Raw genomic sequence first — 24,437 nt, 5'->3', positions numbered from 1 at the left:
CTTCGACGTTCCCATCCCCTCAGCTCCGCTTCATTTTCGCCACGCCCTTGGACGCGACCTGTAAGACGGCGTTGTCCGACTGCTCCGCCCAGCCGGCGGTGATCTGCGCGAATTCCTCCTTGGCGGCCGCGTCGGTGAAGGCCGTCCCCCAGCTCGACACCGCCCAGGCCCCGAGCTTGGCGACCGGGAGCTCGCGCAGGAACTCGAGCAGTCGCCGCTGGAGCGCGAGATGCGCTTCGACCAAGACCACTAAGCCCTGGACGCCGTCCGGCAGCTTGATGAAGTTGTCCTCCTGCAGAATCCGGCCGCGGATCGCGTCAAAGACCTCCTCCGGCTCCGGGCCGGTTAGCTTGGCGACCTCGCCGACGGCGCCCCGGGCCAGCATCCGAGGGCCCATGAGCCGCTCGACCAGACCTTCGAGATGGCTCGCGGCCACGAGCCCGCCGAGCGCGCCACGCTTGTCTCGGGTGACGAAGACATAGGGGCGCAGGTCGACGTCCTTCAGGAGGGGATCTATCGCGGCCCAGCCCTTGATCCAGTCGTTCTTCGCCCATTCTTCAGCCTCGGTGGGGAGGGCGGGTGGCTTGGCGGGGACGGGCTTCGAGTTTGCTCTCGCGGTCGGCTTCGGATCGTCGTCATCGTCTGAAACCGCCGGCGCGCGGACGTGATCCTCGAACCGCCCCAATGCTTCGACCTTGCCGTCTGGATCGGCCGCCGCGAGACGGGCGATTTGTTCGTAGAAGTCGGGATAGAAGCGTTCCGCCAGCATGATCTTGGCGAGCACGGGACGCTGGACGTCGCCGCCGAAGCCGCGCTCTTCGGCGATGGCGTGACGCAGCATCAGCGAGTTCAGGAACCGCTTGATCTGCCGCGGATTGCCCCGCGTGCCCTCACTGAGGATCTTGGTCACATGAGCGGCGAGCGTGAGGGCTTGGCCGACCTCGGCCGGCACAGTCCCGCCCATCGCCGTCTCGACGGTTTTTCGGTCGAGCCCTCGGCTCTTCCAGGGCCGGCGCATATCCTCCCGTGCCGCGGCGAGCAATTTCTTGAACCTGTCGTCGGTTCGGCCCAGAGCGTTCTCGGCGAGGAGCAGCGTGACATAGACCCGCGTCTCGGCGACGCCGAGCGCAGGGATGCGGAACGGGACCTGGATGAGCTTCTCGAGATAGTTGCGCGCATAGCTGAGCGGACCCGAGCTCCGCGGCAGGTCGGGAAAGTGTTCCCGCACCGCATATTCGATCATCAGCTCGTCGGCGCCGACGACGAAGGCCGTGCGCTCTACGAAGAGAAAGAGCCGGATCGCTTCGAGTGTGGCGATGGCCGTCTTCGGGAGACAGCGGTCGAGATCGTCGACGATGACCACCAGCTGGTCGATATCGGCGGCGTCGAGCAGCTCCTTAAACTCCTTGCGGAAGGCGTGGATATGTTCGGGCAGATGGGCCCTCTCTTCGGGCGCGTCCTTCACGAACTCACCGGCCTTTTCGGCGACCCCCTTCAGATCTTCGATGGAGATGTGGTCCTGAGGTTTGGCGAGGATCGACGTGGCAAGACTGTAAAGGTCCTTCATCTGATCGACGGTCGGGATGCCCGTTGCCGCGGTGAACGCGAATCCGCCGGCCTTGCGGGCCATCTTGAGCCAGTCGACCCGCTCGAGGACCTTCTTTGCCGCGTCCGCGACCTTCGCCGAGGTGGGACGGGCACGACGTAGCTCATCAACGATGGTCTCGATGACAATGGTCTTCGCGTCTTCGAAGCCCTCGAAAGTCCACCCGTTGAACCAGAGGCAGAGGATGCGGTCATCGTCGGCAAAGGCCGTTTCGGTCATTTTCAGAACACTGGACTTACCCGCACCCCAGTCGCCGTGCACGCCGATCGTTATCGGCACGTCAGGTGTCTGGCGGATAAGTCTGACCACCGTCTTCGCGATCGCCTCAAAGTAGAGGAGATCCGTCGCCGTCTCATGATCGTTCAGAAACATCTTCGTCCCCACATGCACGACTCAAACGGCACCACTCTGCCGCCGCATCAACGTTGCCTCGGCTCAACGATCCGCGACGGGCGCCTCAATGACACTGCCTGATTCCGCCTCCTGAGGGCTCGACGGTCGTCCGCCATGTTATCACTTGCTCTGAGCGGTCGGTGTTGTGGCACCCAGATGCGAAGCGCGTAAAGGTTGTGGTAGCATCTCGTCACAAGGGGAGGCTCGAAACAACTGAAAGAGCAAAACCACGCGATCATCCGGAAGCTGTCGATCCGAAGATTTCGAGGCATCGAAAGTCTGGATTGGCGGCCCGGCGCGACCATGAACCTGATCCTCGGCGGCGGAGACGTCGGCAAGACCACCATCCTCGATGCGGTGGGACTGCTTTTGAGTGCCTCAAATGCGGCGACGATCTCAGAGGCCGATTATTGGCGGCGCGAAAACACCGACGAATTCTCCATCGAAGGCATCGTTTCGCTGCCCCTTAGCGTCGATCCCAACAACTTCTCAGTCCAGTTGATGCCCTGGGATTGGAACGGCGCTGATGCGGTGATGCCCGGCGATCCGCAGGATGGCGACGTCCCGGAAGCCAAGCACCCGGTCTATCGCCTGCGTGTGCGTGGCACGGCCGACCTAGAGTTGGTGTGGGAGATCATCCAGCCAGACGAGAGCACGATCGCGCTGTCGGCGGCCTTTCGCAAGAAGATCGGACTGATCCGGCTGAGCGCCGACGACCGCAATGATCGCGACCTGCGCCTGGTTTTCGGCTCAGCCCTCGACCGATTGTTGGCCGATCCGGCGATTAAGGCACGAATCGCCAAGAAGGTCGCTGAACAGGACTTCTCCGGCGCGGTCGGTGACGCCGGCGTCAAGGCGCTTGAAGCGCTCGATCAGCGCCTGAAGGCAGCGTCGCTGCCATCAGGCGTGAAGCTGGGTCTAACCTCGAGCCAAGGCCTCTCGATAGGCGCGCTGATTGGACTGCTGGCCGATCGCGACGGCGTGGCGCTGCCTATGACCAGTTGGGGTGCCGGGACTAGGCGGATGGCGGCGCTGGAGATCGCGGCGTCCACCCAGGCCGACAACTCCGTCACCGTCATCGACGAGGTAGAGCGCGGCCTCGAGCCCTACCGGCTGCGGCAGCTGATCGGCATTCTGAAGTCGACCTTCGGCCAATCGTTCGTCACCACGCACAGCCCCATCGCCATTCAATGCTCCGCTCACGCCGATCTCTGGTATCTCGACGCCGCCGGCGCGATTGGCGGGCTCAATCGGGAGAAAATCGCGCCGCAGCAACAGCGCGATCCGGAAACCTTCCTCGCCAAGCTAGCGGTCATCGCCGAGGGCCCCACAGAAATCGGCTTCCTAAGGCGGCTTCTGCGGTTGGCCTTCAAGGGCGATCCGCTCGATTGCGGCGTCCGCGTCTGCAACGGGCAAGGCAACGCCCAAATGCTCGCCCTGCTGGAGGCGATTGGAATGACGGGACTGAAGTTTGCGGCCCTCGCCGACGATGAGGGCGTACAAGGCGGTCGGTGGGGCGTGGTGAAGGCCGCCATGGGCGCGCGCTTGCTCCGGTGGGAGGGCGGCTGCACCGAGGAGGCGGTGCTCAGACATCTGCCGGAGGAGCGGCTGCAGGAGTTTTTGAAGGACGCCGAGGGCGGCTCGAACGGCGAGCGGCTGCGCACCCTGGCGGATCGCTTAGGCCTTGAGGACAAGTCCCTGCCAGCCATAGAGGCGAAACTCGTGGCTCTGAAGAGCTCCCTCAGGGCCCTCATCATCGAGGCCGCCACCGGCAAGCCCGATGGTTCGCCCGAGGGCAAGCGGAACGATTGGAAGGCGCACGGTCGAGCGTGGTTCAAGTCGATTGCCGGCGGTGACGAGCTCGCCGGGTACGCTTTGGCGGACGACGTTTGGCCAAAGCTTGAGGGCAGCGTCCTGCCGCTCCTCAACGCCATTCTGACATCGGTCGACAGGCCCGCTGTTGAGCACCTCAATCATGTCTGACGCTTCGGTCGCCGCCCTGCTGAGGTCCGCCGAGCCGCTGGTGGTGATCGAGGCGCCGGCCGGCTGCGGAAAGACCTTCCAGGGCGCGGCGTACGCGCGCGAGGCCTCGCAGGCGCTGCCGCAGGGCCGGGTGCTGATCCTCACCCACACTCATGGTGCCTGTGGGGTCTTCGCCAACCGCACGCGCGGCCTGTCGTCCCGAGTCGATATTCGAACAATCGACTCCTTGGTCATCCAGGTCGCAACGGTCTATCGACGGGCGCTCGGCTTGCCGGACAACCTATCCACCTGGGCCTATCAAAATGACGGCGAGGGCTTCGACATCATGGCGATCAAGGTCGCCGGCTACATGGAGCGTCATCCGATCGTTCGTGAGGCGCTGGCGCGGCGATATCCGCTGGTGATTTGCGACGAGCATCAGGATGCCAGCCCAGCCCAGCATCGCGTAATCATGGCCCTGCGCGCCGGCGGCGCCCGGCTACGGATCTTCGGCGATCCGCTCCAGGCGATCTTCGTAAGCGGCTCAAAATCCAACACAGCCATGGCGGCCGCACTGAGCCGCTGGGAGGGGTTGAAGGCCGCCAGCGCCTTTGACGTGCTCGATCATCCGCATCGCTGGGAGAAAGGCTCGCCGGAGCTCGGTCGCTGGGTACTCGATGCGCGTGCGGACCTGAAGGCAAGGCGCCCTATCTCCCTGGTCCAGTCAGCCGCCGCCGGCTTGATCGTTCTGCGCGCCACCAACGTCGCCCAGGTACGCACCGCCTATCAGGTCTGTCGCGATGATCGCCGCCCCATCGATGCGGCGGCGGCGAAAGAGGTGATGGTGCTAGCCGCCAGCAACGACCGTGTGAGGGGACTGAGCGCGTTCTGGGACCGCCGCATTCCGATCTGGGAGGGACATACGCGATCTGCACTCGCCGATCTTGTGCGCACCACCCGCGAACAGTCCGGGCAGCCCGTGGCGCTTGCCCAGAGCGTGCTGACTTTCGCGGGGGCCATCGGCGTCGGCTTCTCGCCGAGCAGCCATGGCGATCGCTTGGTAAAGGAGGTCCGGGAGGGCTGCGCGCGTCCGGCGCGTGGAAAGCCGGCGCATATTCAGCGGATCGCGCGCCACATCCTCGATGAGCCTAGCCATCACGGCGTCGCCGGAGCGTTGGGTGAGCTTCACGATCTGATCGAAGCCAAGGCCGACGGCTTTGGCGACATCAAGATCGTGCATCGCGGTGAACTGCGGGACGCCATACGTCTAAAGGCCTTCACCTGTCCGGATGAGGGCTTCGCCGAGATTGCGCGTCGGCGCTCTCACGCCTTGCCGGCGCCGCCCAGCCGCTCGCTCAGCACGATCCACAAGGCCAAGGGATTGGAGTGCGACAACGCCGTCCTGATCGCGGGCGATCAGGATCAGTTCGGCGACACCGACTACGCGCGATGCAAGCTCTACGTCGCCCTCAGCCGGGCGAAGCGGCGGCTGACCGTGGTGGTGTCCCACGACAAACCCAGCCCGCTATTTCGCTTGGCATAGGCCCTCGATGGTTTCGAGCGCACTTCGTTCGTTGTACGATGCGAACGGCCGCTTCATGGCAGAGCGCCAACGTCAGCAAGTGGCGCGAACCGCCTGAGGACCGCCCCCTTTTTCCGTAAAGGGTAGTAAGGGCTTGTGGAAGGCTAACGATACGTAAGCGTGCCACATTTTCACTTGACCGGCCGGCCGGCGTTGCGCCACAAGGATTTTGGTTGTCGGTTTTTGATCCGCCCAGCCCTCCAGCAAATCATCATCATTTATCGGGCGAGCTGCGTCCCGATTGTGGCTGATCGCGGAGGCTGTCATGGCAACGGAAGAATACTGGAGCGCATTCATTCCTGATCGGCCGGTGCCGGCTCAGGTCGCATTGCCGCCCCGGTCCTCGACCTCGTACGAGACTATTCGTGGAGGATACCGACAGCGTCAGCGCGCACCCCAGGGTCGCGTCGGGCTCCATAAGCCCACCCCCCCTCGGAGAGCGAACGCAGCGCTTAAGCGGAGCGGTCTCACCGCCGGTGAGATAAGCGCTAGTGAGTTTGGCGATTATCTTCGCCAAACTCTGAGCTTCTCACTGTCTGAATCCGGCATGCCGGAAGCCTTGAGGACCCTGCCGTCCGGATCGAGGCGACCATGACCGCCTCAATTATTTTTGGGTGCGTTCGTGCGAACCCGATCGAGACGATCGGTTATCTCCAAAGCCAGGAGACACATGCCAAGCGAACCTCTCCAACTGCGGTGACGAGGGTGGGCGCAATATCTGGCACGGCATTGTCTTGGTCGAACCTCGATGGCCGGCCGTTGGACTACGTCGCAGCCTTTCAAGCGCTCAAAGGGGCGCTAGGAGCGCGTGAGCGCAAAGGCGCAGCGCTGGGCATTCACCTGCTGGTATCCGTCACCAAAAGCTACGTCGAGGAGGGAGGCGACGTTCATGATCCTGCCAACCCACGAAACCAGAAGCTTTTCGCCGAGGTCGTCAACTGGGCACGGCAGGAGATCGGAGGGGTTTTCGCTGCGCGCATGGATCTCGACGAGGAAGGTTCCTCCGTTGTCGACATTCTGGCGTCCCCGGTATTTCCACGAACACCGCGCCTTCGAAAAGACGGCAGCCGTGGCGAAGCTCCCGACGAAATATCGATCCGCAAGATGCTGGAGGCGGTTTCGAAAAAGGCACACGCGAAGCACTCGTATTCCGCGCTGCAGACCTTGTGGGCCAATCATGCCGCCAAGCACCTCGATCCCCGAGTGCGCCGAGGTGTTCCTCAACGGGAAACCGGCTCCATTCATCTGAGCACGCCGGCCTTCCGGCAGCTTCGAGCCCAGCTTGATCAAGAGCAGGCCCAGATGGACGGCATGAGGCTCACGGCGGCCAGTCACCAGAGGGGTGTTTTGGAATGGCAGGCCGAACTGACGGAAAAGGACGACCAGTCACGTAAATGGCAGGAGGAGTTGACGAAGCGCGAGCGGCGGCTTGCGGAGGCGGAGCTGGCCTCTTCGATGATCCTCCAAGCGAACCTCGCCGAGATCACGACGGCGCGGAAGAAAGTCAACGACGACGAACACCGTCTGGATGGTCGCTTCCTCGCCTTGAAGGCTGAGCACTCCAAGTTGAGTGACCGAGAGTCCCGGCTGCTTAAGGCTGAACGCTTCTTGGACGCGCGTCGAGCGACCGACAATGCGGAGATTGCGCATCGCGCTCGGCAACTTGAGGAACGAGAATCAGAGCTTCAGCGATCCATCGCGCTGGAAAAGCGGGCTGCGGAGCTCCGTTTGATGAAGGACGAGCAGCGTCGCCGCGAGCAGATGGACCGGCAAGGGCTCCTCGACGTCGAGGAACAGCACCTCGTCACTGCGGCTGAGCGCCTGATGGCAGCTCAAAGTGCGATCAATGAACTTCATTGGAAGCTTCAGAGCTCGCCGACGCTAGCGGCGCAGTATCCAGCGCTGCTGCACGTCGCCGAGAGGGCTCGAGAGGCTGCTAAGGCCGCTCGCCCTTCGCGTATCCGGCGAAAGCGTACCGAAACTGAACTTGAAATCTGACAGGAGATATCAATGAGTGAAAAAGCCGACGACTGGCGTGTGCCGTTTGAACATGCCCAGCTCACGACATTGCTGCACTCGACGGCGATGACCCGAATGGCCGTGTCGGGATGCGAATATGGTGAGGCGATGACTTTCGCCCTGGGGGCGGTCCGCTCTGCTGCAGGCGCAGCCGCCGCGCTCCTCGAACATCAGGTGCTTAGCGACGCCGAAAAGTTGGCACACCGAGAGGGGATGGATGCCATAGTTTTCGGGGCAAAGGGGCGGGCGGTGGCGGCGCTCGGTTACGAGTCCGAAAAGGACCTTTGACCTTGGGGCCGTCCGGGCGGCGTAAGGCTGCCCGCGATTAACCCTTTAGGCTCGCCGCCACACCACGGAAGCGTTCCAGCGCGGCCTCAAGGCTCTCCACGACCTCAGCGGCGACCTCGTCGGGCGGCGGCAGCAGGTCGGGGTCGTCGAGGGTGTCGTCCTTGAGCCAGAAGACGTCCAGGTTGACCTTGTCGCGCGCGAGCAGGGTCTCCAACGGGTATCGCCGAAAGCGCTCGGACTCTTCGCGCTCGAAGCGCCGGCCTGAGCGGTAGCAGGCCGTGAAGTCATCGAGGTCGGCCTTGACCATCGGCCGCTCCTTCAGGGTAAAGCGCTTGTTCGTGCGCAGGTCGTAGACCCAGAGCTCCTTGGTCGACGCCTCCTCCGAGGGCGGCTTCTTGTCGAAGAAGAGCACGTTGGCCTTCACCCCTTGCTTGTAGAAGATGCCCGTAGGCAGTCGCAGTAGGGTGTGGAAGTCGAAGTTCTGCAGGAGACGCCGCCGGATGGCCTCCCCCGCACCGCCCTCGAAGAGGACATTGTCGGGTAACACCACGGCCGCTTCGCCATTGGGTGCCAGGACCGTCATGATGTGCTGTAGGAAGTTCAGCTGCTTGTTGGAGGTCGTGACAAAGAAATCCGAGCGGTCGTAGTCGTCGCGCTCGCTGTCGGTCTCGCCGTCCTCCCGGATGATGCGGTAGCTCTGCTTGCGGCCGAAGGGCGGGTTCGTCAGCACGATGTCGTAGGCGCGAGGGCTCGGCGTCAGAAGCGCGTCCTTGGCCTCGACGATCGAATCCGCTCCAGTGATCCCGTGCAGGTAGAGGTTCATCGCCGCGAGGCGGACGACCTCGGGCACGATGTCGACGCCGGAGAACTTGTTTCGCAACTCGGTGTAGATGCGTCGGTCGCGTGCGGATGGCTTGGCCTTCATCCACTCCCAGGCGGCGAGCAGGAACCCGGCCGTTCCGCAGGCAGGGTCGTGGACAGTCTGGTGCGGCTCGGGGTCGACCACGGCGACTATCGTCTCGATGACCGACCGGGGCGTGAAGTACTGACCTGCTCCGGATTTGACGTCCTCGGCGTTGCGGGCGAGCAGGCCCTCATAGATGTCGCCCTTCACGTCGACGGGCAGGCCCAGCCAGGTCTCGCTGTCGATCAGGCCGACGAGACGGCGCAGCTTGGCAGGGTCCTGAATCTCGTTCTGGGCCTTGAGGAAGATCGCCCCGATGATTCCACCATGACGCGACAGGGTCTCCAGCACCTTGGCATATTTCGACTGAAGTGCCTCGCCGGTCAGGTCCCGGATGTTGGGCCAGCGTGACCCGTCCGGCAGCAGCGAGGCCTCACCGATCTGGGTGACGCGCTCCTCGTCCATCTTGAGGAAGAGCAGATAGGAGATCTGCGATATGTAGGCCTGATAGGAGACACCCTGATCGCGCAGAACATGGGCGAAGTTCCAGACCTTGGCGACGAGGGTTTGGGCGTTCATGATTGCGTCTCGGGCGCGATGTCCCAAGTCGCATAGAGCCGCGCGAGGAGCGACTTCTGGCGAGCCTCGAGAACGGCCGGCGTCCATGACTGTTCGCCCAGCACCTGCGTGGTCACGACGAACGGGGAAACCCCGCCGCTATCGGAGAAGTAGCGCTCCTTCTTCGTCGAGAAGTCCCAGTTGCTGGCCTGTATGTTTTTGCGCAGCGTCAGCAGCATGAGATTGGCCAGCTTATGGGTCCAACCATCACGCATCACCTCGTCAGGGAAGTCCTTCAGCCATTGGCTTGCAGCGTCCGGCGTCTGTGGAAGCACGTGTTCAACAGAAACGATGTCGTGGCTATAAGTCGCGCCGCCTGATGACAGCTCGGCATCGAGACGAAGGAGGAGAGGCAATCGCACCCGTGTGAGCTGATAGATCCGGCCGTCGAGATCCCTGCGGAACGCCGCTTTGTCGTCCTTGCTCAGTTCGATCGCCTTGCCCTTCCATTCACCGCCCACGAGGTCGGTTAGAACGGCAGCAAACCGCCTGATGCGCTCGTTGATATCGGCGCGGGTGACAAAGAGGAAATAGGCCAAAGTCTCCAGGCGCCGCATGAACAGGGCCGCGTCTTCGGCAGAGGGCTTCGTGTGTGCGAAGAATTTGAGCGCGACCGGCAGCCAGTCGTTGTTATCGAGCTTGCTGAGATAGCGCAGCCGCTTCGTGGCCTCGTCGCCGTAGAGCGTTGCGAAGGCCGGAGGCGACAGGAGCTTGGCGAAGGTCGCGCCGATTGGCTGCAGCACGTCCTTCATGAATTTGTCGTGATCGGCGAAGTCGGTCACGAACCTTTTGAAACCGATTTCCAGCCGCTCGCGCGGTTTCTCACGCTGATAGATCATCCGGATGTGCTGAAACAGTTCCGAGAAGCGCTCGCGCCCGAGTTGCTCCTCGATGGCCTCCCATGAGTCCGAGTAGTCCTTCTCCTCAGAAGACGGAACTCGATCGAGAAGATCGGCCTTAAGGATGTCGGCGGGCGTAAGGTCGAGGCCGCGCGCGTTGAGGACGGTGAACACGCGATGTGCCATGTCGACGTTCGCCACGGCGATGACCACGAGATAGCAGCGCTGCAGCAGGAATGCGACGAGCCGGTCGCGCCGTTCGGCAGGCATCGCTTTTACGCGGGTATGGAACAGCGTGGCATTTTCAACAATCCGCAATCGGCTGTCGGCAAGCCCCTTGGTGCCAGGCAGCGTACCGGTCACGCCCTTGTTTTGGATTGCGGAACGGAAAAACTCCTCGTCGCGCTTGCGCAGCGTGAGACGGTAGCGGCTCTTCGAGCCCTTATCCGGGTCTCCCTCCTCGCAGATATAGGCATGGCGCTTGATCGACACCTCGAGAGACGAAAGATCACGTAGCACCGATAAGAGGATGGTGAGCGTCGTCAGCCGCTGCTGGCCATCCACGACCTTGGCTTCAGATGAGCCCGGCTGCTTGATGAGGACGATGCTGCCTAAAAAGTAGGTAATGGGCTCCCTTGTTTCGATCGCTTCGTTCAGTGCCGCCAGAATGTCGTCGAGCAGCGCCTCGGCCTGCTCTTTCTCCCAGGCGTAGGGCCGCTGATAGGTGGGGATCGCGAAGGCGAATTCGTCACTGAATACGCGACTGAGGCGTTCCTGGCCGGCCTTGATCGGTTCCAGTTCCATCGGCTCGAATTGCATGCGCCTGATCCTGATTATGATTTCGCACGCCGCCCGCGGCGGGCGGGTGTGGCGATTGTATTGGAAGCCTTCAGCCGTGCCAGGGTGGCGCCGGCGGGCTCGTCGCCGGGGTCTTGCGGCACGAGCCGCCCCTCGAAGGCAGCCCTGAGGATGGACTGGCGCAGGCGCTGGACGTCGGAGGCCTCGGCGTCGAGAACGTGCCGGGTGTCGCTCGCGGCTGCGAGGCCATCGGCTACGCGGCGAAGGATCTCCTTCGCCTCGCTGGGCGGAGGAACAGGTATAGGCGTTTGCTTCAGCGACTCTCCGGACAGGCCTTGCTGGCCGGCCGTTGTCTTGATGTTCGCCGCTATGTGTTTGCGACCGTTGCCTGCGTTCGCTGCGAGTTCCACGAAGGCTGCGCCGTCCTCGAGCGCCGCATGAAGACGGACACGAATGATCTTGTCGGGATAGAACCTTTGAGGCCCTCGATAGATAGCGCCAACGCCAACCAGATCGGCAGACCCGTTGTAGCGGGTGAAGAGCAGATCCCCCGACTGGACTGTCGCCTCGGCGGATGCGGCTGCTTGAGACTCGCTCAGGTAGCGGATTTGCGACGCATCTATGTACATCGATCGAACCGCGGAAATCCGTAGAATTTCATTGTCGTTAGGTGTTGCGCGAGGGGCGGACGATGTCCCATTTCGCACGGAACTGGCGAGCGTGCCCAAGGTACTCCATCCCCAAGTATCTGGGATCGGCAAAAGGCCTGCCGACTCGCCTGATGGTGCAGGTCGTCGTTTCGCCAAGCTCAGATCGTGTTCGATGAGCCGCACGATATCTTGCCCGGAAACGTCGACATCGGTCGTCTCCCGCCAATCCGCCGTCAGCTCCCCGGTCACTGCAGCCTTCAGCAGAGCGCGACGATATGTTTCAAGGCCCTTGCGCGCCGCATCCAAGGCCTGCTCACCCTCAGCGATCTCCTCGAACAGGGCGTCGATCCGGGCGACGATGCGATGTTGCTCGGCAAGGGGCGGAACCGGCACCCGGAAGCGACCGAGAGACTTTGCATCGATGCTGTTGACCGTGGTGCCGTCCTTGGAGCACGCATCCAGAACGGCTCGCGCGGACCGGGCCAGGTATCGCGCGAGATAGTTGGGATCGAGCGCGTTGATAGGCGTCAGCGCTCGCAAGTCTTGGTTCAGGGTCACAGGCCGATCCGTCCGGGCCACGGGGAACGAGTGCCGCAGGATCCCCGATCGCATGACCATCAGCACCGAGCCGGCGGGCACGAGTTTGGTGGCCGAGCGGTCCAATGCCTCTTTGGTGATCAGGTCCTCCGTCGTACCGATCACATCGAGCTTCATATCCTTGGGGGAAACCCAAGGGATCGTGCCATCGGTCCAGAATGACGCTACGGTCTTCGAAGGAGTACCGCCCCCCGTCCAATTGCCAAGGTCGTCGAGGGCGACCCAAGTCCAACCAGCAGGCAAGGGCCATGGCGTATGCTTACGGTCTTGCCCCCGCTCATTGGTGTACACCGCCGCCTGAACGTTCATTCCGCCCAATCCATCACCTTCAGCCCCGGGACGCGCTCGAAACCCTCCTTGTTCAACGTCGCAAGCGTGGCACCGTGACGGAGGGCCTGCGCGGCAACCAGAGCGTCATATGGGTCCATGGGGGCATAGTACACGTCCATCGCGGTGCGGATCTCCGCTGCTTGAAGGGCATCGTCCGCCTCGAAGGGCAGGATGGCGATCCCCAGGCTCAGGAATTTCTCGAAGCGCTGTTCTTCGACCTCGTGCTGTGTGCTCTTGGCGAAGCCGTAGCGCAGCTCCTGCAGCGCGACTACCGGCAGGACGATCGGCGTGCCGGCATGAAGCGCCTCACCGAGGCGCCTCCTCAGCTTTGTGTTGCGCATGGTCACGATGGCGATGACGACGTTGGCATCCAGGCAGATCATGCGCTGGTGCCCCTCGACGGACCGAAGTCGGTAGGGGAGCCTTCGGGCGGGACGTCTTCAGTCCCGATGGCGTCTAGTTCTGCCCAGAATCGGTCGAGGTCGATTGGCCCCTTCTCCATCGGTTCGAGGATTACTTGGTCGCCGTTGCGTCTGATGCGCACCTCCGTGCCCTCAAAGCGAAACTGCTTGGGCAGGCGCACCGCCTGGCTGCGGCTGTGCATGAACAGCTTCGCGGTGGATCGTTCGGGGGGCAGCGACATCGCATCAACCTATCGGTGTACACCACGGGTGTCTACCAAATTCCACCGCCGAGCTGAAGCCAAAACTGAAGATAGATGAGGTATCCACCAGCGGTGGGCATCAGGTGATGAGCGCCTCGGTCAGCTCGTCGAACAACGCAGACAGGCGTGTTACGAACAGAACCCGCGCGCTCACCCGATGAATCCTCGCCACGAGAATTCAGGGGCGCCTATGGGGTATCCACCAGCGGTGGACATCAGGCGACGAGAGCCTCGGTCAGCTCATCGAGCAGCACAGGAAGGCGTGTCCCGAACAAGGCCCGCGCCCGGACGACGCCACCGCGAGACGAGAACTCCGGTGCATCCATCATATCCTCGGTCCGGATCTCGATGTTCACCGCGAGATGGTCGCGGATAGCCATAAGCCAAGCCCGCTGGTCGTCCGTGTAGGCGCGTCCTGCCTTCTCCTCGCGGCCGAGCCAGAGATTAAACCGACCCGCGACGATCGACGGCAGGGGCTCCAGGGTGTCGGCCTGTCCGAGCGCGTAGCGCACGAGTACGACAATGTCGGCGAGCGTGTTCGACGGGTTGCCGCGAACCTTGTCGCTGGCGAGCCGCTTGTAGGCTCGCCAGATGTCGATCGGCTCTAGGAGCCAGGGCGGGCGACGGAGCGCCTCGCGCAAATCGTCCACGGCCTCGTAGCTCAGCCGGCGCTGGGCATATGGCAGGCGATACAGGATCTGCAGCGCGACCAGTTCGTCGCGGCGCGACTCGATGAATGCCTTGAAGCGCTCGACGGTGTCGGTCGCCTTGCCCTCGTCCCATCCTGATGAGACGACCGCGTCGACCGAGACGGTGTCGATGCGGATATCGGTCGAGGCCTTCACGTCTTTAAGCAGACGTCGCACAGCCGGGTCATCGAAGAGGGCGGCGGCGGTGTCCTTTACGGCCTCACGCGCCTTGCGTTGCTCTGGCTCCGGCGCGTCGGCAGGAATGCGCGTGGCAAGCGCGTCGGGGTCGATTGCATCGAGCAACCGGCGCGCCATGCCGGCGAGATCAACGCCACCTGTCGCCTTGACGATCGCCGCGCGGTCTCGGTCGCCGATGCGACGGTCGAGCGCAGCCAGCCGCGCGGCCAAGGTCGCAAAGGCGTCGTCGTCGCGTCGACCTGCGGCGACCTCGTCGACGAGCTTGTCGAAGGAGATGGCGCGCTCCCGGTCGAGCGGCTGCGAGATCGACTTCAGGCTCTCAGTCACCCCAACCGCGTCGATCAGGACGAAGCGCGTCTTGGCCTCTGCATCGGGCGTCACTTCCTGCAGCTTCTGGGGAGCGATCGTGCGCGCGCCACGGCCCTTCATTTGCTCGAAATAGAGCTCGGACTTCACGTCGCGCAGGAAGATTAGTACCTCGAGCGGCTTGATGTCCGTCCCCGTCGCGATCATGTCGACGGTGACGGCGATGCGCGGGTTATAGTCGTTCCTGAAGGCCCGGATCAGGACCTCGGGATCAGCCCCGTCGATGCGATAGGTGATCTTGCGGGCGAAGTCGTTGCCCTTGCCGAACACCTCGCGGACCATGCCGACGATCTCCTCAGCGTGGTGATCGTCCTTGGCGAAGATCAGGGTCTTGGGGACCTCGCGGCGGCCTGGGAAAAGCTCGGTGAAGAGCGTGTCCCGATAGGTCTCCAGCACCGTCCTGATCTGGTTGGGCACGAGGACCGAGCGATCGATCTGGTCGGGTGTGTAGCTGAAATCCTCGGTCAGGTTCTCGTAGCGCTGGACGCGTGTGCGCTTGTCGCGCACCGGCAGATCGTAGCCCGCAATGACGGTCGACCCCCGCTCGCCGATCTCGGTGCGAATCCGGAAGACCTCAAACCCAACATTGACGCCATCAACGACCGATCGCTCGTAGGGGTACTGGGCGACGAGGTTCTTGCCGAAGAAGCCCAGCGTGTGCAGCGACGGCGTCGCCGTCAGCCCCACCACGAAGGCGTCGAAATAGTCGAGGACTTGACGCCAGGTCCCATAGATCGAGCGGTGGCATTCGTCGGTGACCACCAGGTCAAAGCTCTCGATCGGGATCGCCGGGTTGTAGGAGACGAGCCGCGCGGTCTCGGCGCGCGACATTTCGAAGGATGATTGCTCCTCCTCGTCCTCGTCCAGATGTTTACCCGTGAGCACCGAATAGACCCGCTGGATCGTCGCGACGACGATCTGCGCGTCCTTGTCGATGCCGGCTGAGCCGAGCTTCTGGACGTTGTAGATCTCCGAGAAGGAGCGGCCCGTGCCGGGTGGCCGATAGGCAAGGTACTCGTCACGCGTCTGACGGACCAGATTGGCCCGGTCGGCCAGAAAGAGAATGCGCTTAAAGCCGGCATGCGCGAGGAGACGATAGCTCAGCGTGCAAGCCGTGAAGGTCTTTCCCGCACCGGTGGCGAGTTGGACGAGAGCGCGCGGACGGTTCTGTGCCATCGAGACCTCGAGGGCCGAAACCGCGTCGACCTGGCATTCGCGTAGTCCATCGGTGATGACGGGCGGCATCTGACCCAGGCGACCGCGAAGGGTGACGGGCTCGCCGAGCCAGCGCTCCAGCGTCTCGGGCCGGTGGAAGGCGAAGACCGTGCGAGAGGTCGGGTTTGGATCGGCATGGTCGCGGAAGAGGGTTTCGCTGCCCGACGCCACATATTCAAACCGGACCTGGCCTTCCTCGAGCACAAGGTTCCGAGGGAGGTCGGCGATGTATCGCGCGGCTTGGTCCGAGAAGCCTGAGAGGGTCACTCCTGCCGATTTCGCCTCGATCACGCCGCAAAGGCGCCGGCCGACGAAGAGCGCGTAATCTACGGGGCCGGACGCCGTCTGGAATTCTCGGACTGCGACTCCCAGACCGGCGCCGAGGTTCATGTCGACACGGGATTGGACCACCCAGCCGCACAGGACGAGCCGCCGGTCAATCGCCGACCGCGCCACATCCTCAGGGTGAAACGCGGACTCGTTCATCTTGTCAATCTACGCGTGTAAACGCTCGTTTGAGAAGAGCGCCCGGCCAATGAACAATGCTGGATGTTAGTTGCAGGTCGAGCGTGGTCGGCTCCCTGGCGGTGCCCAATTAGGCCATCGGGTCGGCGCCGTTGAACTGGAACTCATAAGAGCTTGGATAGAATGAGGTCGGAGCCTCTCAGAGTCCGTTTGAGAATGCTCAAGGATGGACGATGCGCCGCAGCATAAGGCTTCCCAGGGCGACGTGGATCATGGCTTCGGAGACGTCGAGGCGCTGTTCATAGTCTCGGACGAGGCGCTTCCAACGGGTCATCCAGCCGAAGGTGCGCTCGACGACCCATCGCCTCGGCAGCACCTTGAAGCCGGGCTGCTTGTCGGTGCGACGGACGATCTCGATGACGAAGTCGCGATAGGCGGCGGCGTCCAGGAGGCGGGTGCGATCATAGGCGCCGTCGGCGAACAGATGCTTGAGCCAGGGCCAGCGCTTGCGGATAACGGCGACGATGTGCTGGGCGCCGGCGCTGTCGGAGATATCGGCGGTGGTGAGGTTGACCATGAGCAGCCTGCCATCGGTATCGACGGCAATATGGCGCTTGCGGCCGACCACCCTCTTACCGGCGTCGAACCCGCGTTTTTCTGCTGCCGGCGCCTTGATCGACTGGCTGTCGATGACGGCTGCGGTCGGTGACGGCTCCCGACTTTCGCGCTCGCGATCGAGCATCAGCGTAACGTCATGGATCGTCTTGAACAGCAGACGACGAACGAAGCGCCGGAACCACCAGTAGACCGTCTGCCAAGGTGGAAAATCGTTCGGCAGCATCCGCCAGCCGCCACCGGTTCGGGCAAGATAGCGCAGCGCGTCGAGCACCTCGCGAAGGTCCGTCGTCGGCTTGCGTCCGCGCTTCGGGATCGACGGCAGGAACGGACGGATGAAGAGCCACTCCTCATCCGTCAGATCAGTCGGGTAGCGCTTCGCGCGTTTCTCAAATCCAGCCATCCGGCCACGGTTCGCTCGAGTCCACATCCCAAGCTTGAATCATGCCGCCGCAATCGCCTCAACCCATTCTCAAACGGTCTCTCAGGGCTCATTCCGGTCCTGCAACCTTGACGCGCGCCGAGCGCCGGCTTCTGATGATGGAAATAACAAGACTAGGGATATAGGGCTGGGGTGGGGATGTCTGCTGAAGAGCTGCTGCGCAAAACGGCAGAGCGAATCGATGCATGCGCGCGTGACGCCGACGCTCTTGCCTTGATTGACGCTGAGCTTGCGGCGAGATCGGAACCGAGAGCTCGAAGCCTCCGCATCAAGATCGCCGGGTTGCAGCGTGCGATAAAGCTGGCACCCGCCAGCAGTCCATCGGTCCCTATTAGACGCTCGGCGCCAACTGCTTGCATTGAGCCGTTGTCGCCTTCGGCGGCAGGTAGCGGCATATGGGATCTTGTGCTTCGCCGAAACGGCATCCCTCGCCCCGATGGAAGGCCGCTTCATCGCTATCGACTCTCGGACGACGAGCACGACGATCTGCGCCGCACCCTGCGGGCGCGCCCCGGCTGGGCGAATGGGCCGACGGCAAGAGATGCCGCCGCCTCCTTTGTGCTCTGGGCGGCACACTGGTTTCAACGTGACTACGTCGGCGGAACACGGCGCTGGGAGGACCTCAGCGCTGCGATCGGCGTACCCTTTGATGGCCATGCAGGGCGCCAGCTTGTGCGCGAAGGCCTCGAGGCTTGGCGGCGGCCTCCGGTGAAAGCGGAGGGCGACACGGCCAAGCTCTGGCTTAGGACGCTTGCGGTCGAGGGGGGCTTCCCAGCAGGCGTCCTTAATAGGGCAGATACATGGCCGGCAATCTATCTAAGCCGCGTTGTCGGCACGCTCCTGGCCTCGGACAACGTTGAGGACGGTGCCGGAATTGCCGCAGCCGAAGCTCAGGCCCACCATGCGCCAAGGGCGTATCGTCAGGACATCTTCTTTGCTCTGGCAGCCGACCTCTCCATGGCAATCGTCAGGCTACGGCGAGATGTGGCATGCGAAGACCGCGCGAGTGGCGTGCCCGTCAGCGCTTGGCTTGACGCCACCAGACCCGGATGGCGGCACGAGTTGCCCGTTCGTACCGGGACCGCCGCTGCAGATCAGCTCGTCGACGGTCTCATGCGAGCTGAGATCGTCCGTCTCATCGGCGGAGGCGATGTCACCAGCCAGCGCATTCTGCGCCGCGACGATGCGGGCGTCTGGCGCGCCGCCTTGCGCCTAGGCCTAGACGGAATAGCGAAAGGGGACATCGTTTCCGCACTAGGGCGGCGTCAACAGCGCCTGCGCGCATATCCGAACCGTGAATTTGCACGATATGTATCGGGGGAACTCGCGATATTCGAGCCGCCGGCCGAAGGGGACGAGGGTTGGCGCATTCTGCCCTCGCGTCGCGAAACGCGCGTAAATGCTGTTCCGTTCTCGGTTCCCATAACCGTCGAATTGCGTTTCGAAGGAACCAAGGTCGCCGAAGCACCTTGGCCCGAAGGGGAAGCGGTGCGCGGGGAGGTGTTGGTTTTCAAGCCGGAGGATGATCCAGGTGGTCGAACGCTGGTCCTGATTGGCACGATGTCGGGAGCCTACCCGGCGTCTGCTCGGTACCGTTTTCCTGAGCATGTCGCCCTATGGGATGGATGGCACCAGCCGCCTGGCGGGCCAACCCTGCGAACGCTTTGACTTGCCGCGCCACCCCAATCCTTTCCTACTTCCGGAGCGCGGCGGGGCGGAAGTCGTCGAGGCCTGGCTCGAAGGTGACGAGATGATCGCGGCCCTGCGCGCTCGTCGCCATTGGGGTGACCTACATGACCGTATCGCTCTTGGCTCCCCTTATGTCCGCACCGCGGAACACTCCGCGCAGCAGCCGCCGGCGCGTCTGCGCCGCTATGAGGAGGCCTTCAAGGACGGGCGGATCAATATTTTGAACTGCTCGACAACAATGGAGATGGGCGTCGATATCGGCTCCGTCTCAACTGTGATGATGACCAATGTGCCGCCGTCGATCGCCAATTATCGTCAGCGCGTTGGACGCGCGGGGCGACGGGGTCAAGGCCTGTCGACCGCCTTAACCTATTGCCGCGACACTGCGCTCGACCGAGAGGCATTCCGCAATCCCGCCAAGTATCTCGTCCGCGGGATCGAAGCCCCTAAAGTGACGCTTGATTCACGTCGTATCGTCCAACGCCATATCAATGCCTTGCTGCTCGCCGCCTGGTTTAGGGAGGTGCAAGGTCAGGCACTCAAGACGACTGCCGGAGATTTTTTTGGCTGTCCGCCCGCCATTCCGGGATCCCGAGCCGAGGACCCGCCGGTTGCCCGCTTCCGCGACTGGGTCGTGAGACCCAGCACCGCTCAGGCGCAATCGATCGCGATCGCAACGCTAGTTCGCGGTTCGTCGCTAGAGGGGCAGAGCGACGCTTGTATCGAGGCGGGCAACTTAATCCAGGAGGCAGAGACGGCATTTGTCACCGAGTGGGAGGCTATCCAGGCACAGACCACGGGGCTTGATCGCGATGCGGCACGCAAGGCGCTCGGGATGCAGCTGAAGCGAATGTGCGGCGAGTACCTGCTTGGCGAGCTCGCTGACCGAGGCGTGTTGCCGGGGCACGGGTTCCCAACGAGCGTTGTGCCGTTCATCCATGCCGACGAACCCGATGCTCATGCCGCCGTCTCCGATGATGGAAGCCGTTCGCACCGGCGCGGTTATCCAACACGAAATCTAGACCTTGCAATCCGAGACTATGCTCCGGGCGCCGAGGTGGTCGTGGACGGACTCGTATACCGATCGGCAGGTGTCACATTAAACTGGAAGCGACCGGCTGCTGCCGATGCCGTTGGGGAGGTCCAGAGCCTGAAATGGTTCTGGGCATGCCGGAGTTGTGGGACGGCAGATACGACGCATCTGCGGCCTGCATCCTGCGTTAGTTGTGGGAGCAACCTGGAGCCGGGGGATACGCGCCGCTTCCTGCAGCCAAGTGGTTTTACCGTCGATAGCCGCGAGCAGCCTCACGCGGATATTGATCAGATCGCCTATGTCGAGCCCGAGCCGGAGCGCGTGGTCGCTCGGAACGCCTCCTGGAAACCCTTCCTAAGTCCAACACGGGGACGCTTGCGAACGAGTCACGACGGATTGGTGTTTTACGCGTCTGCCGGCGAGACCGGAGCGGGCTATTCGGTGTGCCTCGAATGCGGGCGCGCAGAAGCGCAGACAGGTTCTATCGACCCGAACGCGAAACGCCCGCTCCACGAGCACAGGCCGCTTCGTTATACGAAGGCGGACGCGGACGGGCTGTGTCCTGGCAACGGTCGTAGTTTCGCGGTTCAGACGGACCTCGCTCTTGGTCACGACATCATCACCGATGTTACTGAGATTCAGCCCGCTGCCTTGACGTCCCAAGGGGCTGCTTGGGCCCTCGCTTCGGCGTTGCGCGAAGCCCTTGTCCAGCGGCTGGGTATCGATAGCGGCGAGATTGGGTTGTCCGTCGTGAAACGCCCAACGGCTGTGGGCGGTGCGACGCATTCACTCAATTTCTACGATAGGGCCTCCGGAGGAGCCGGTTTTAGCCCACGCCTCACCGAGATGTTCGAGGATCTGCTGAGGCGCGCTCGCGACATCCTCGATTGCCCAGCCAAATGCGTTGCAGCCTGCTCCGCTTGCGTTCTGTCTAGGGATCTACATGCGCAGGCCGACGTTCTCGACCGCGTCCAGGCCCTGGCGTTCGTCGATACGGAACTGGCGGCGATCTCGGAGCCCGAAGACGCGGATAGGGCCGAAGTAGGCGCTCGGCTCGCTCGTGATGTGGCTGACGAGCTCGTCGAGCGGACAGATCGTGGGGCGCGCGACATCTTTCTCTGGCCGGCTGCACCATTTGATCCAGCGGCTCTGTTGCAACCGCGCATGAAAGCCTTGCTAAATCGGATGCGCGACGGCGGGCATACGTCGACTCTTTGCATCGAGAGCAACGATTTGAATGTTCTGGACGATGCGCAGCGCTTGGGCCTTAGAGATGCCGCAATCCAATACGACTTGCGGCTGGCCACTGGTGCTGCTCCGCGTTTCAGAAATGCCGCGCGGGCGATCGCGGGGCTTTCAAGCGGCACGCTGTGGGCATCTCGAGACGACGCAGCCGCGCAAGTGGGCGAGGCTTGGGGCGTTGGCATCAATGCGCCAGTTGTCTCGTTTTCAGCCACGATTCCTTCTGTTCAGGGGTATGACCGTGATCAGCTTTTGCCCAGAAGCGAGACGGCCTTCATCGAGGTCAATTCCCTGCTAGACGGGCCGAGCCGAAACCTCGCCGACCGCTTCGCGAGTCTGATCCGGCCTCATCTCGAGGTGATCGGCCGGTGGCGGCCCGGAGAACTGACGGAATTCACCTATACTGATCGCTATGTGCATTCTCCGCTAGTTGCGCTTCTGGTCGTGCGGGTTGTGAGAAGGCTGGCCGGTTTGTTGGCAGGCGCGAGGGGCAAGCCGAAGTTCCGCCTAACGACCGCCTCTTTGCGCCAACAGGACGGGTTTCCGAACCGGCTGCAGCATGATTGGCGCAGCGAAGCTGATCGGGACGCTGTGCTACATCAGCTCTGCGGTGACGGGCTGGACCTCGACCTGGCAGTCGGCGCATGCGGCCATTCCCGGCGCTTAACGTTGACATATGGAGATGGCTCGCAGGCTGCGATTGTCCTGGATCAGGGTTTTGGCTTCCTTAAGGTCGTCGGACCGCCGCGGTTCGAATTTCAGGAGAAAGCCGCGAGCCAGGCCAAGCGTCTTGCCGCGCTTGACTTTTCGTGCGTGTCGGAGGGCTCGACCTACATCGTCGTCGTCGGGAGCAGTTCTAGTCGTTGACCATATCCCGGAGTGCGTTCCGGCACGCATAAGATGTGGCGGCCCGTTCGCCGGAGCTCATCCGGCTCGCTTGACGCCTTGAAGCGTGTTGCACCATGTGACCAGTTAGTGTAGCACGGACGACGACGAGATGTGCCAATCGTCAAGCAATTTCAGACACTTGCAGGCCCGGCGGTACTAGCTGAGTATCCTCCCGCCCCAGCCAGTCCGGTCCAGTCCCGAAAATCGTTAGCGGGAGCCTCTGACCGTAGCGCGGCCGCAAGTCACGACCCCGCGTTTCTTTACGCTCCGCTAACCATACCGGATGGCAAATCGCAGGGAGAGCCGGGACCGCTTCCCGGTGATTCGGCGGGCCTGACGATGCGCCCTCCGGTGCCGGGGGGCATGATGGCAATCGCTGGGTTCGAGAAGATGGGCAACGCCCGCCGGGCGGAGCCGCACCGCGATCCCAAGGCATGCTCGCGTTCGCGCGCCGCGATGCTGGGCAGCGCGGGCCGGCATGCTCTTCTGGTCGCCTGCCTCCCAGTGCTGCTGCTGGGCGATCCTTCATCGCCGGGCGCTGCGCGTGCAGCGGACGTGACCATCAGCACGACTACGACCGGCGCGAGGGGCGGGGACGGGGCGGACAATACGAACGGCCAGGGCGGTCCTGGCGGCGCCGGCTCCACAGGCTACCAATACGGCCAGACCGGCACGGTAACTGTCAATCAGACCATCACGGGCGGCGCGGGCGGCACGGGCGGCTATTCTATGAGCCAGCCAGGTACTACGGGCGGCAAAGGTGGTGCGGGGCTGGAAGTGACCCTGGGAGGGACGGCGGCGATCAATGCAGCCGTCTCGGGCGGCGCGGGCGGGGCGAGCGGCACCGTTGTCTTTGATGATTACTTCGGCATTGGCGGCGCGGGCGGCGCGGGCCTGGTCTTTGCCGATGGCGGGACGGCAACGATCGATGCGGCGGTCAGGGGCGGCGGAGGCGGCCTCGGCATCGTAAGCGGCCTGGGCGGCGCGGGCATCATCGGCGGCGGCCTGACATTGAGGCTCGGCGCGAATGCGAACGTCGCCGGCGGCCTTACCGCCAGCAGCACCAATCGCGCTAGCGCCTTGGTCTTCACAGGCGGAAGCAATATCCTGTCGCTGCAGACCGGCGCGATCCTGACAGGCGGCATCTCGCTGAACACCAACACGACGACGCTCCAGTTCGACCAGGCGAACAACTACACGCTGCCCAATGTGATCGCCGGTGCCGGCTCAGTCCGCATCGCGGGCCCAGGCAGCCTGATCCTGACCGGGGCGAACAGCTATACGGGCGGGACCGTGATCGATGGCGGCTCGCTCTGGATCGGCGATCAAGGCACGAGTGGCTCCATCACCGGCAATGTCGTGAACAACAGCATTCTCGGATTCGGCCGCTCCAACGACATCACCTTCGACGGCGCGATCTCCGGCACCGGGTCCGTTGTCAAGAATGGCGCGGGCACGCTGACCCTGCTTGGAACCAGCATTTATACAGGCGGAACGGCGATAAACGCGGGCACACTCCGAGTAGGGGGCGGCAGCACGAGCGGCTCGATCACAGGCGATGTCGTGAACAACGCCACTCTCGCATTCGACCGCTCCGACGCCACCAGTTTCGCGGGCGGGATCTCCGGCACCGGGGCCGTCGCCAAGAACGGCGCGGGCACGCTGACCCTGACCGGTACGAACAGCTATTCGGGCGGGACGACGATCAACGGCGGTGTGCTCCGCATCGGCAATGGTGGTACGACCGGCTCCATCACAGGCAATGTGGTGAACAACAGCACGCTTGCCTTCGTCCGATCCGACGCGACCAGCTTCGCCGGTACGATTTCCGGCACGGGTGCTGTGGGCAAGGGTGGCGTCGGTACGCTGACTTTGACCGGCACAAGCACCTATACTGGCGCCACGACGATCGACGGCGGCACGCTCTCTGTAAACGGCTCGATCGCTTCTTCGAGCGTGACGGTCTCGACCGGCGGCACGCTCGGCGGCACGGGCACGGTCGGCACGACGACGATTGCCGGCGGCACGCTGGCGCCGGGCAATTCGATCGGCACGCTCGCGGTGGCTGGCAACCTTTCCTTCAGCGCCGGCTCTACCTATGCGGTCGAAGTCTCGCCTTCGGCCTCAGACCGCGTCAACGTCACCGGCACGGCGACGCTCGGCGGCGCCACGGTGGCGGCGTCCTTCGCCGCGGGAACCTATGTCGCCAAGCAGTACACCATCCTCAACGCCACGGGCGGGGTGAACGGTACCTTCGGCACCAAGGCCGACACGAACCTGCCTGCGGGCTTCAAGTCCAGCCTCGGTTACGACGCCAACAACGCCTATCTCACCCTGGCGCTGGA

Annotated in this window: 15 protein-coding genes; 7 read left to right on the top strand and 8 right to left on the bottom strand. The window is 63.3% G+C overall.

The annotated features are described in order from the left end of the window. Positions 1–19: 19 nt before the first annotated feature. Positions 20–1,978, bottom strand: coding sequence for a Qat anti-phage system ATPase QatA (gene qatA / locus BW981_RS20175; RefSeq protein WP_076442483.1), 1,959 nt, complete (start codon positions 1,976–1,978; stop codon positions 20–22). Positions 1,979–2,302: 324 nt separating this feature from the next. Between qatA and BW981_RS20170 the strand changes: the two genes are divergently transcribed. The 4 genes from BW981_RS20170 (at position 2,303) to BW981_RS20155 (ending at position 7,850) form a co-directional block, all read left to right on the top strand. Continuing rightward, a complete protein-coding gene (locus BW981_RS20170; protein WP_083712526.1) occupies positions 2,303–3,982 on the top strand; it encodes an ATP-dependent nuclease in 1,680 nt (559 codons plus the stop codon). Then, positions 3,975–5,504: a UvrD-helicase domain-containing protein gene (locus tag BW981_RS20165; RefSeq protein ID WP_076442479.1), complete on the top strand. Its 1,530-nt coding sequence runs from the start codon at positions 3,975–3,977 to the stop codon at positions 5,502–5,504. The genes BW981_RS20170 and BW981_RS20165 overlap by 8 nt, the downstream gene beginning before the upstream one ends. Positions 5,505–6,134: 630 nt before the next feature. Continuing rightward, positions 6,135–7,541: a hypothetical protein gene (locus BW981_RS20160; protein ID WP_139333868.1), complete on the top strand. Its 1,407-nt coding sequence runs from the start codon at positions 6,135–6,137 to the stop codon at positions 7,539–7,541. A 12-nt stretch (positions 7,542–7,553) separates the two neighbouring features. Then, positions 7,554–7,850, top strand: coding sequence for a hypothetical protein (locus BW981_RS20155; RefSeq protein ID WP_076442475.1), 297 nt, complete (start codon positions 7,554–7,556; stop codon positions 7,848–7,850). A 37-nt stretch (positions 7,851–7,887) separates the two neighbouring features. Here the strand turns inward: BW981_RS20155 and BW981_RS20150 are convergent, their stop codons facing one another. From BW981_RS20150 to BW981_RS20120, 7 genes are all read right to left on the bottom strand, one after another. After that, on the bottom strand, positions 7,888–9,333 hold the full coding sequence (locus BW981_RS20150; RefSeq protein ID WP_076442473.1) for a class I SAM-dependent DNA methyltransferase: 1,446 nt from the start codon (positions 9,331–9,333) through the stop codon (positions 7,888–7,890). Continuing rightward, entirely contained in the window at positions 9,330–11,030 is a 1,701-nt protein-coding gene (locus tag BW981_RS20145; protein WP_083712525.1) for a DUF262 domain-containing protein, read from the bottom strand. The genes BW981_RS20150 and BW981_RS20145 overlap by 4 nt, the downstream gene beginning before the upstream one ends. A gap of 14 nt (positions 11,031–11,044) precedes the next feature. Then, positions 11,045–12,565: a restriction endonuclease subunit S gene (locus tag BW981_RS20140; RefSeq protein WP_076442471.1), complete on the bottom strand. Its 1,521-nt coding sequence runs from the start codon at positions 12,563–12,565 to the stop codon at positions 11,045–11,047. Continuing rightward, positions 12,562–12,969: a type II toxin-antitoxin system VapC family toxin gene (locus BW981_RS20135; RefSeq protein ID WP_076442469.1), complete on the bottom strand. Its 408-nt coding sequence runs from the start codon at positions 12,967–12,969 to the stop codon at positions 12,562–12,564. Before BW981_RS20135 ends, BW981_RS20140 begins: the two co-directional genes overlap by 4 nt. Further along, positions 12,966–13,229 (bottom strand): antitoxin, encoded by a 264-nt coding sequence (locus tag BW981_RS20130; RefSeq protein WP_076442467.1) that lies wholly within the window; start codon positions 13,227–13,229, stop codon positions 12,966–12,968. The genes BW981_RS20135 and BW981_RS20130 overlap by 4 nt, the downstream gene beginning before the upstream one ends. Positions 13,230–13,465: 236 nt before the next feature. Then, a complete protein-coding gene (locus BW981_RS20125) occupies positions 13,466–16,204 on the bottom strand; it encodes a type I restriction endonuclease subunit R (RefSeq protein WP_076442465.1) in 2,739 nt (912 codons plus the stop codon). Positions 16,205–16,403: 199 nt separating this feature from the next. Then, a complete protein-coding gene (locus BW981_RS20120; protein WP_083712524.1) occupies positions 16,404–17,228 on the bottom strand; it encodes an IS5 family transposase in 825 nt (274 codons plus the stop codon). A 150-nt stretch (positions 17,229–17,378) separates the two neighbouring features. On the opposite strand from BW981_RS20120, the gene BW981_RS22765 reads away from it, so the two are divergent. The 3 genes from BW981_RS22765 to BW981_RS20110 all read left to right on the top strand — a co-directional run. After that, positions 17,379–18,908, top strand: coding sequence for an STY4851/ECs_5259 family protein (locus BW981_RS22765; RefSeq protein ID WP_139333867.1), 1,530 nt, complete (start codon positions 17,379–17,381; stop codon positions 18,906–18,908). Further along, positions 18,862–22,071 carry a Zn-binding domain-containing protein gene (locus tag BW981_RS20115; RefSeq protein WP_076442461.1) on the top strand — a complete coding sequence of 1,070 codons (3,210 nt, stop codon included), beginning with the start codon at positions 18,862–18,864 and terminating at the stop codon, positions 22,069–22,071. The genes BW981_RS22765 and BW981_RS20115 overlap by 47 nt, the downstream gene beginning before the upstream one ends. Before the next feature lie 384 nt (positions 22,072–22,455). Then, positions 22,456–24,437 (top strand): autotransporter-associated beta strand repeat-containing protein (locus BW981_RS20110; protein WP_244560401.1); only part of this gene is annotated, 1,982 nt, incomplete at its 3' end.

The organism is Allobosea sp. TND4EK4 (genome assembly GCF_900156025.1).
In the GTDB taxonomy this organism is placed as follows: Bacteria; Pseudomonadota; Alphaproteobacteria; order Rhizobiales; family Beijerinckiaceae; genus Allobosea.
This window is presented reverse-complemented; position numbering and strand designations above follow the sequence as displayed.

Bases quoted from the DNA above. Each gene is read 5' to 3' on its own strand.
- qatA (WP_076442483.1), bottom strand. From the start codon at position 1,978: ATGTTTCTGAACGATCATGAGACGGCGACGGATCTCCTCTACTTTGAG.
- BW981_RS20170 (WP_083712526.1), top strand. From the start codon at position 2,303: ATGAACCTGATCCTCGGCGGCGGAGACGTCGGCAAGACCACCATCCTC.
- BW981_RS20165 (WP_076442479.1), top strand. From the start codon at position 3,975: ATGTCTGACGCTTCGGTCGCCGCCCTGCTGAGGTCCGCCGAGCCGCTG.
- BW981_RS20160 (WP_139333868.1), top strand. From the start codon at position 6,135: ATGACCGCCTCAATTATTTTTGGGTGCGTTCGTGCGAACCCGATCGAG.
- BW981_RS20155 (WP_076442475.1), top strand. From the start codon at position 7,554: ATGAGTGAAAAAGCCGACGACTGGCGTGTGCCGTTTGAACATGCCCAG.
- BW981_RS20150 (WP_076442473.1), bottom strand. From the start codon at position 9,333: ATGAACGCCCAAACCCTCGTCGCCAAGGTCTGGAACTTCGCCCATGTT.
- BW981_RS20145 (WP_083712525.1), bottom strand. From the start codon at position 11,030: ATGCAATTCGAGCCGATGGAACTGGAACCGATCAAGGCCGGCCAGGAA.
- BW981_RS20140 (WP_076442471.1), bottom strand. From the start codon at position 12,565: ATGAACGTTCAGGCGGCGGTGTACACCAATGAGCGGGGGCAAGACCGT.
- BW981_RS20135 (WP_076442469.1), bottom strand. From the start codon at position 12,969: ATGATCTGCCTGGATGCCAACGTCGTCATCGCCATCGTGACCATGCGC.
- BW981_RS20130 (WP_076442467.1), bottom strand. From the start codon at position 13,229: ATGTCGCTGCCCCCCGAACGATCCACCGCGAAGCTGTTCATGCACAGC.
- BW981_RS20125 (WP_076442465.1), bottom strand. From the start codon at position 16,204: ATGAACGAGTCCGCGTTTCACCCTGAGGATGTGGCGCGGTCGGCGATT.
- BW981_RS20120 (WP_083712524.1), bottom strand. From the start codon at position 17,228: ATGTGGACTCGAGCGAACCGTGGCCGGATGGCTGGATTTGAGAAACGC.
- BW981_RS22765 (WP_139333867.1), top strand. From the start codon at position 17,379: ATGTCTGCTGAAGAGCTGCTGCGCAAAACGGCAGAGCGAATCGATGCA.
- BW981_RS20115 (WP_076442461.1), top strand. From the start codon at position 18,862: ATGGATGGCACCAGCCGCCTGGCGGGCCAACCCTGCGAACGCTTTGAC.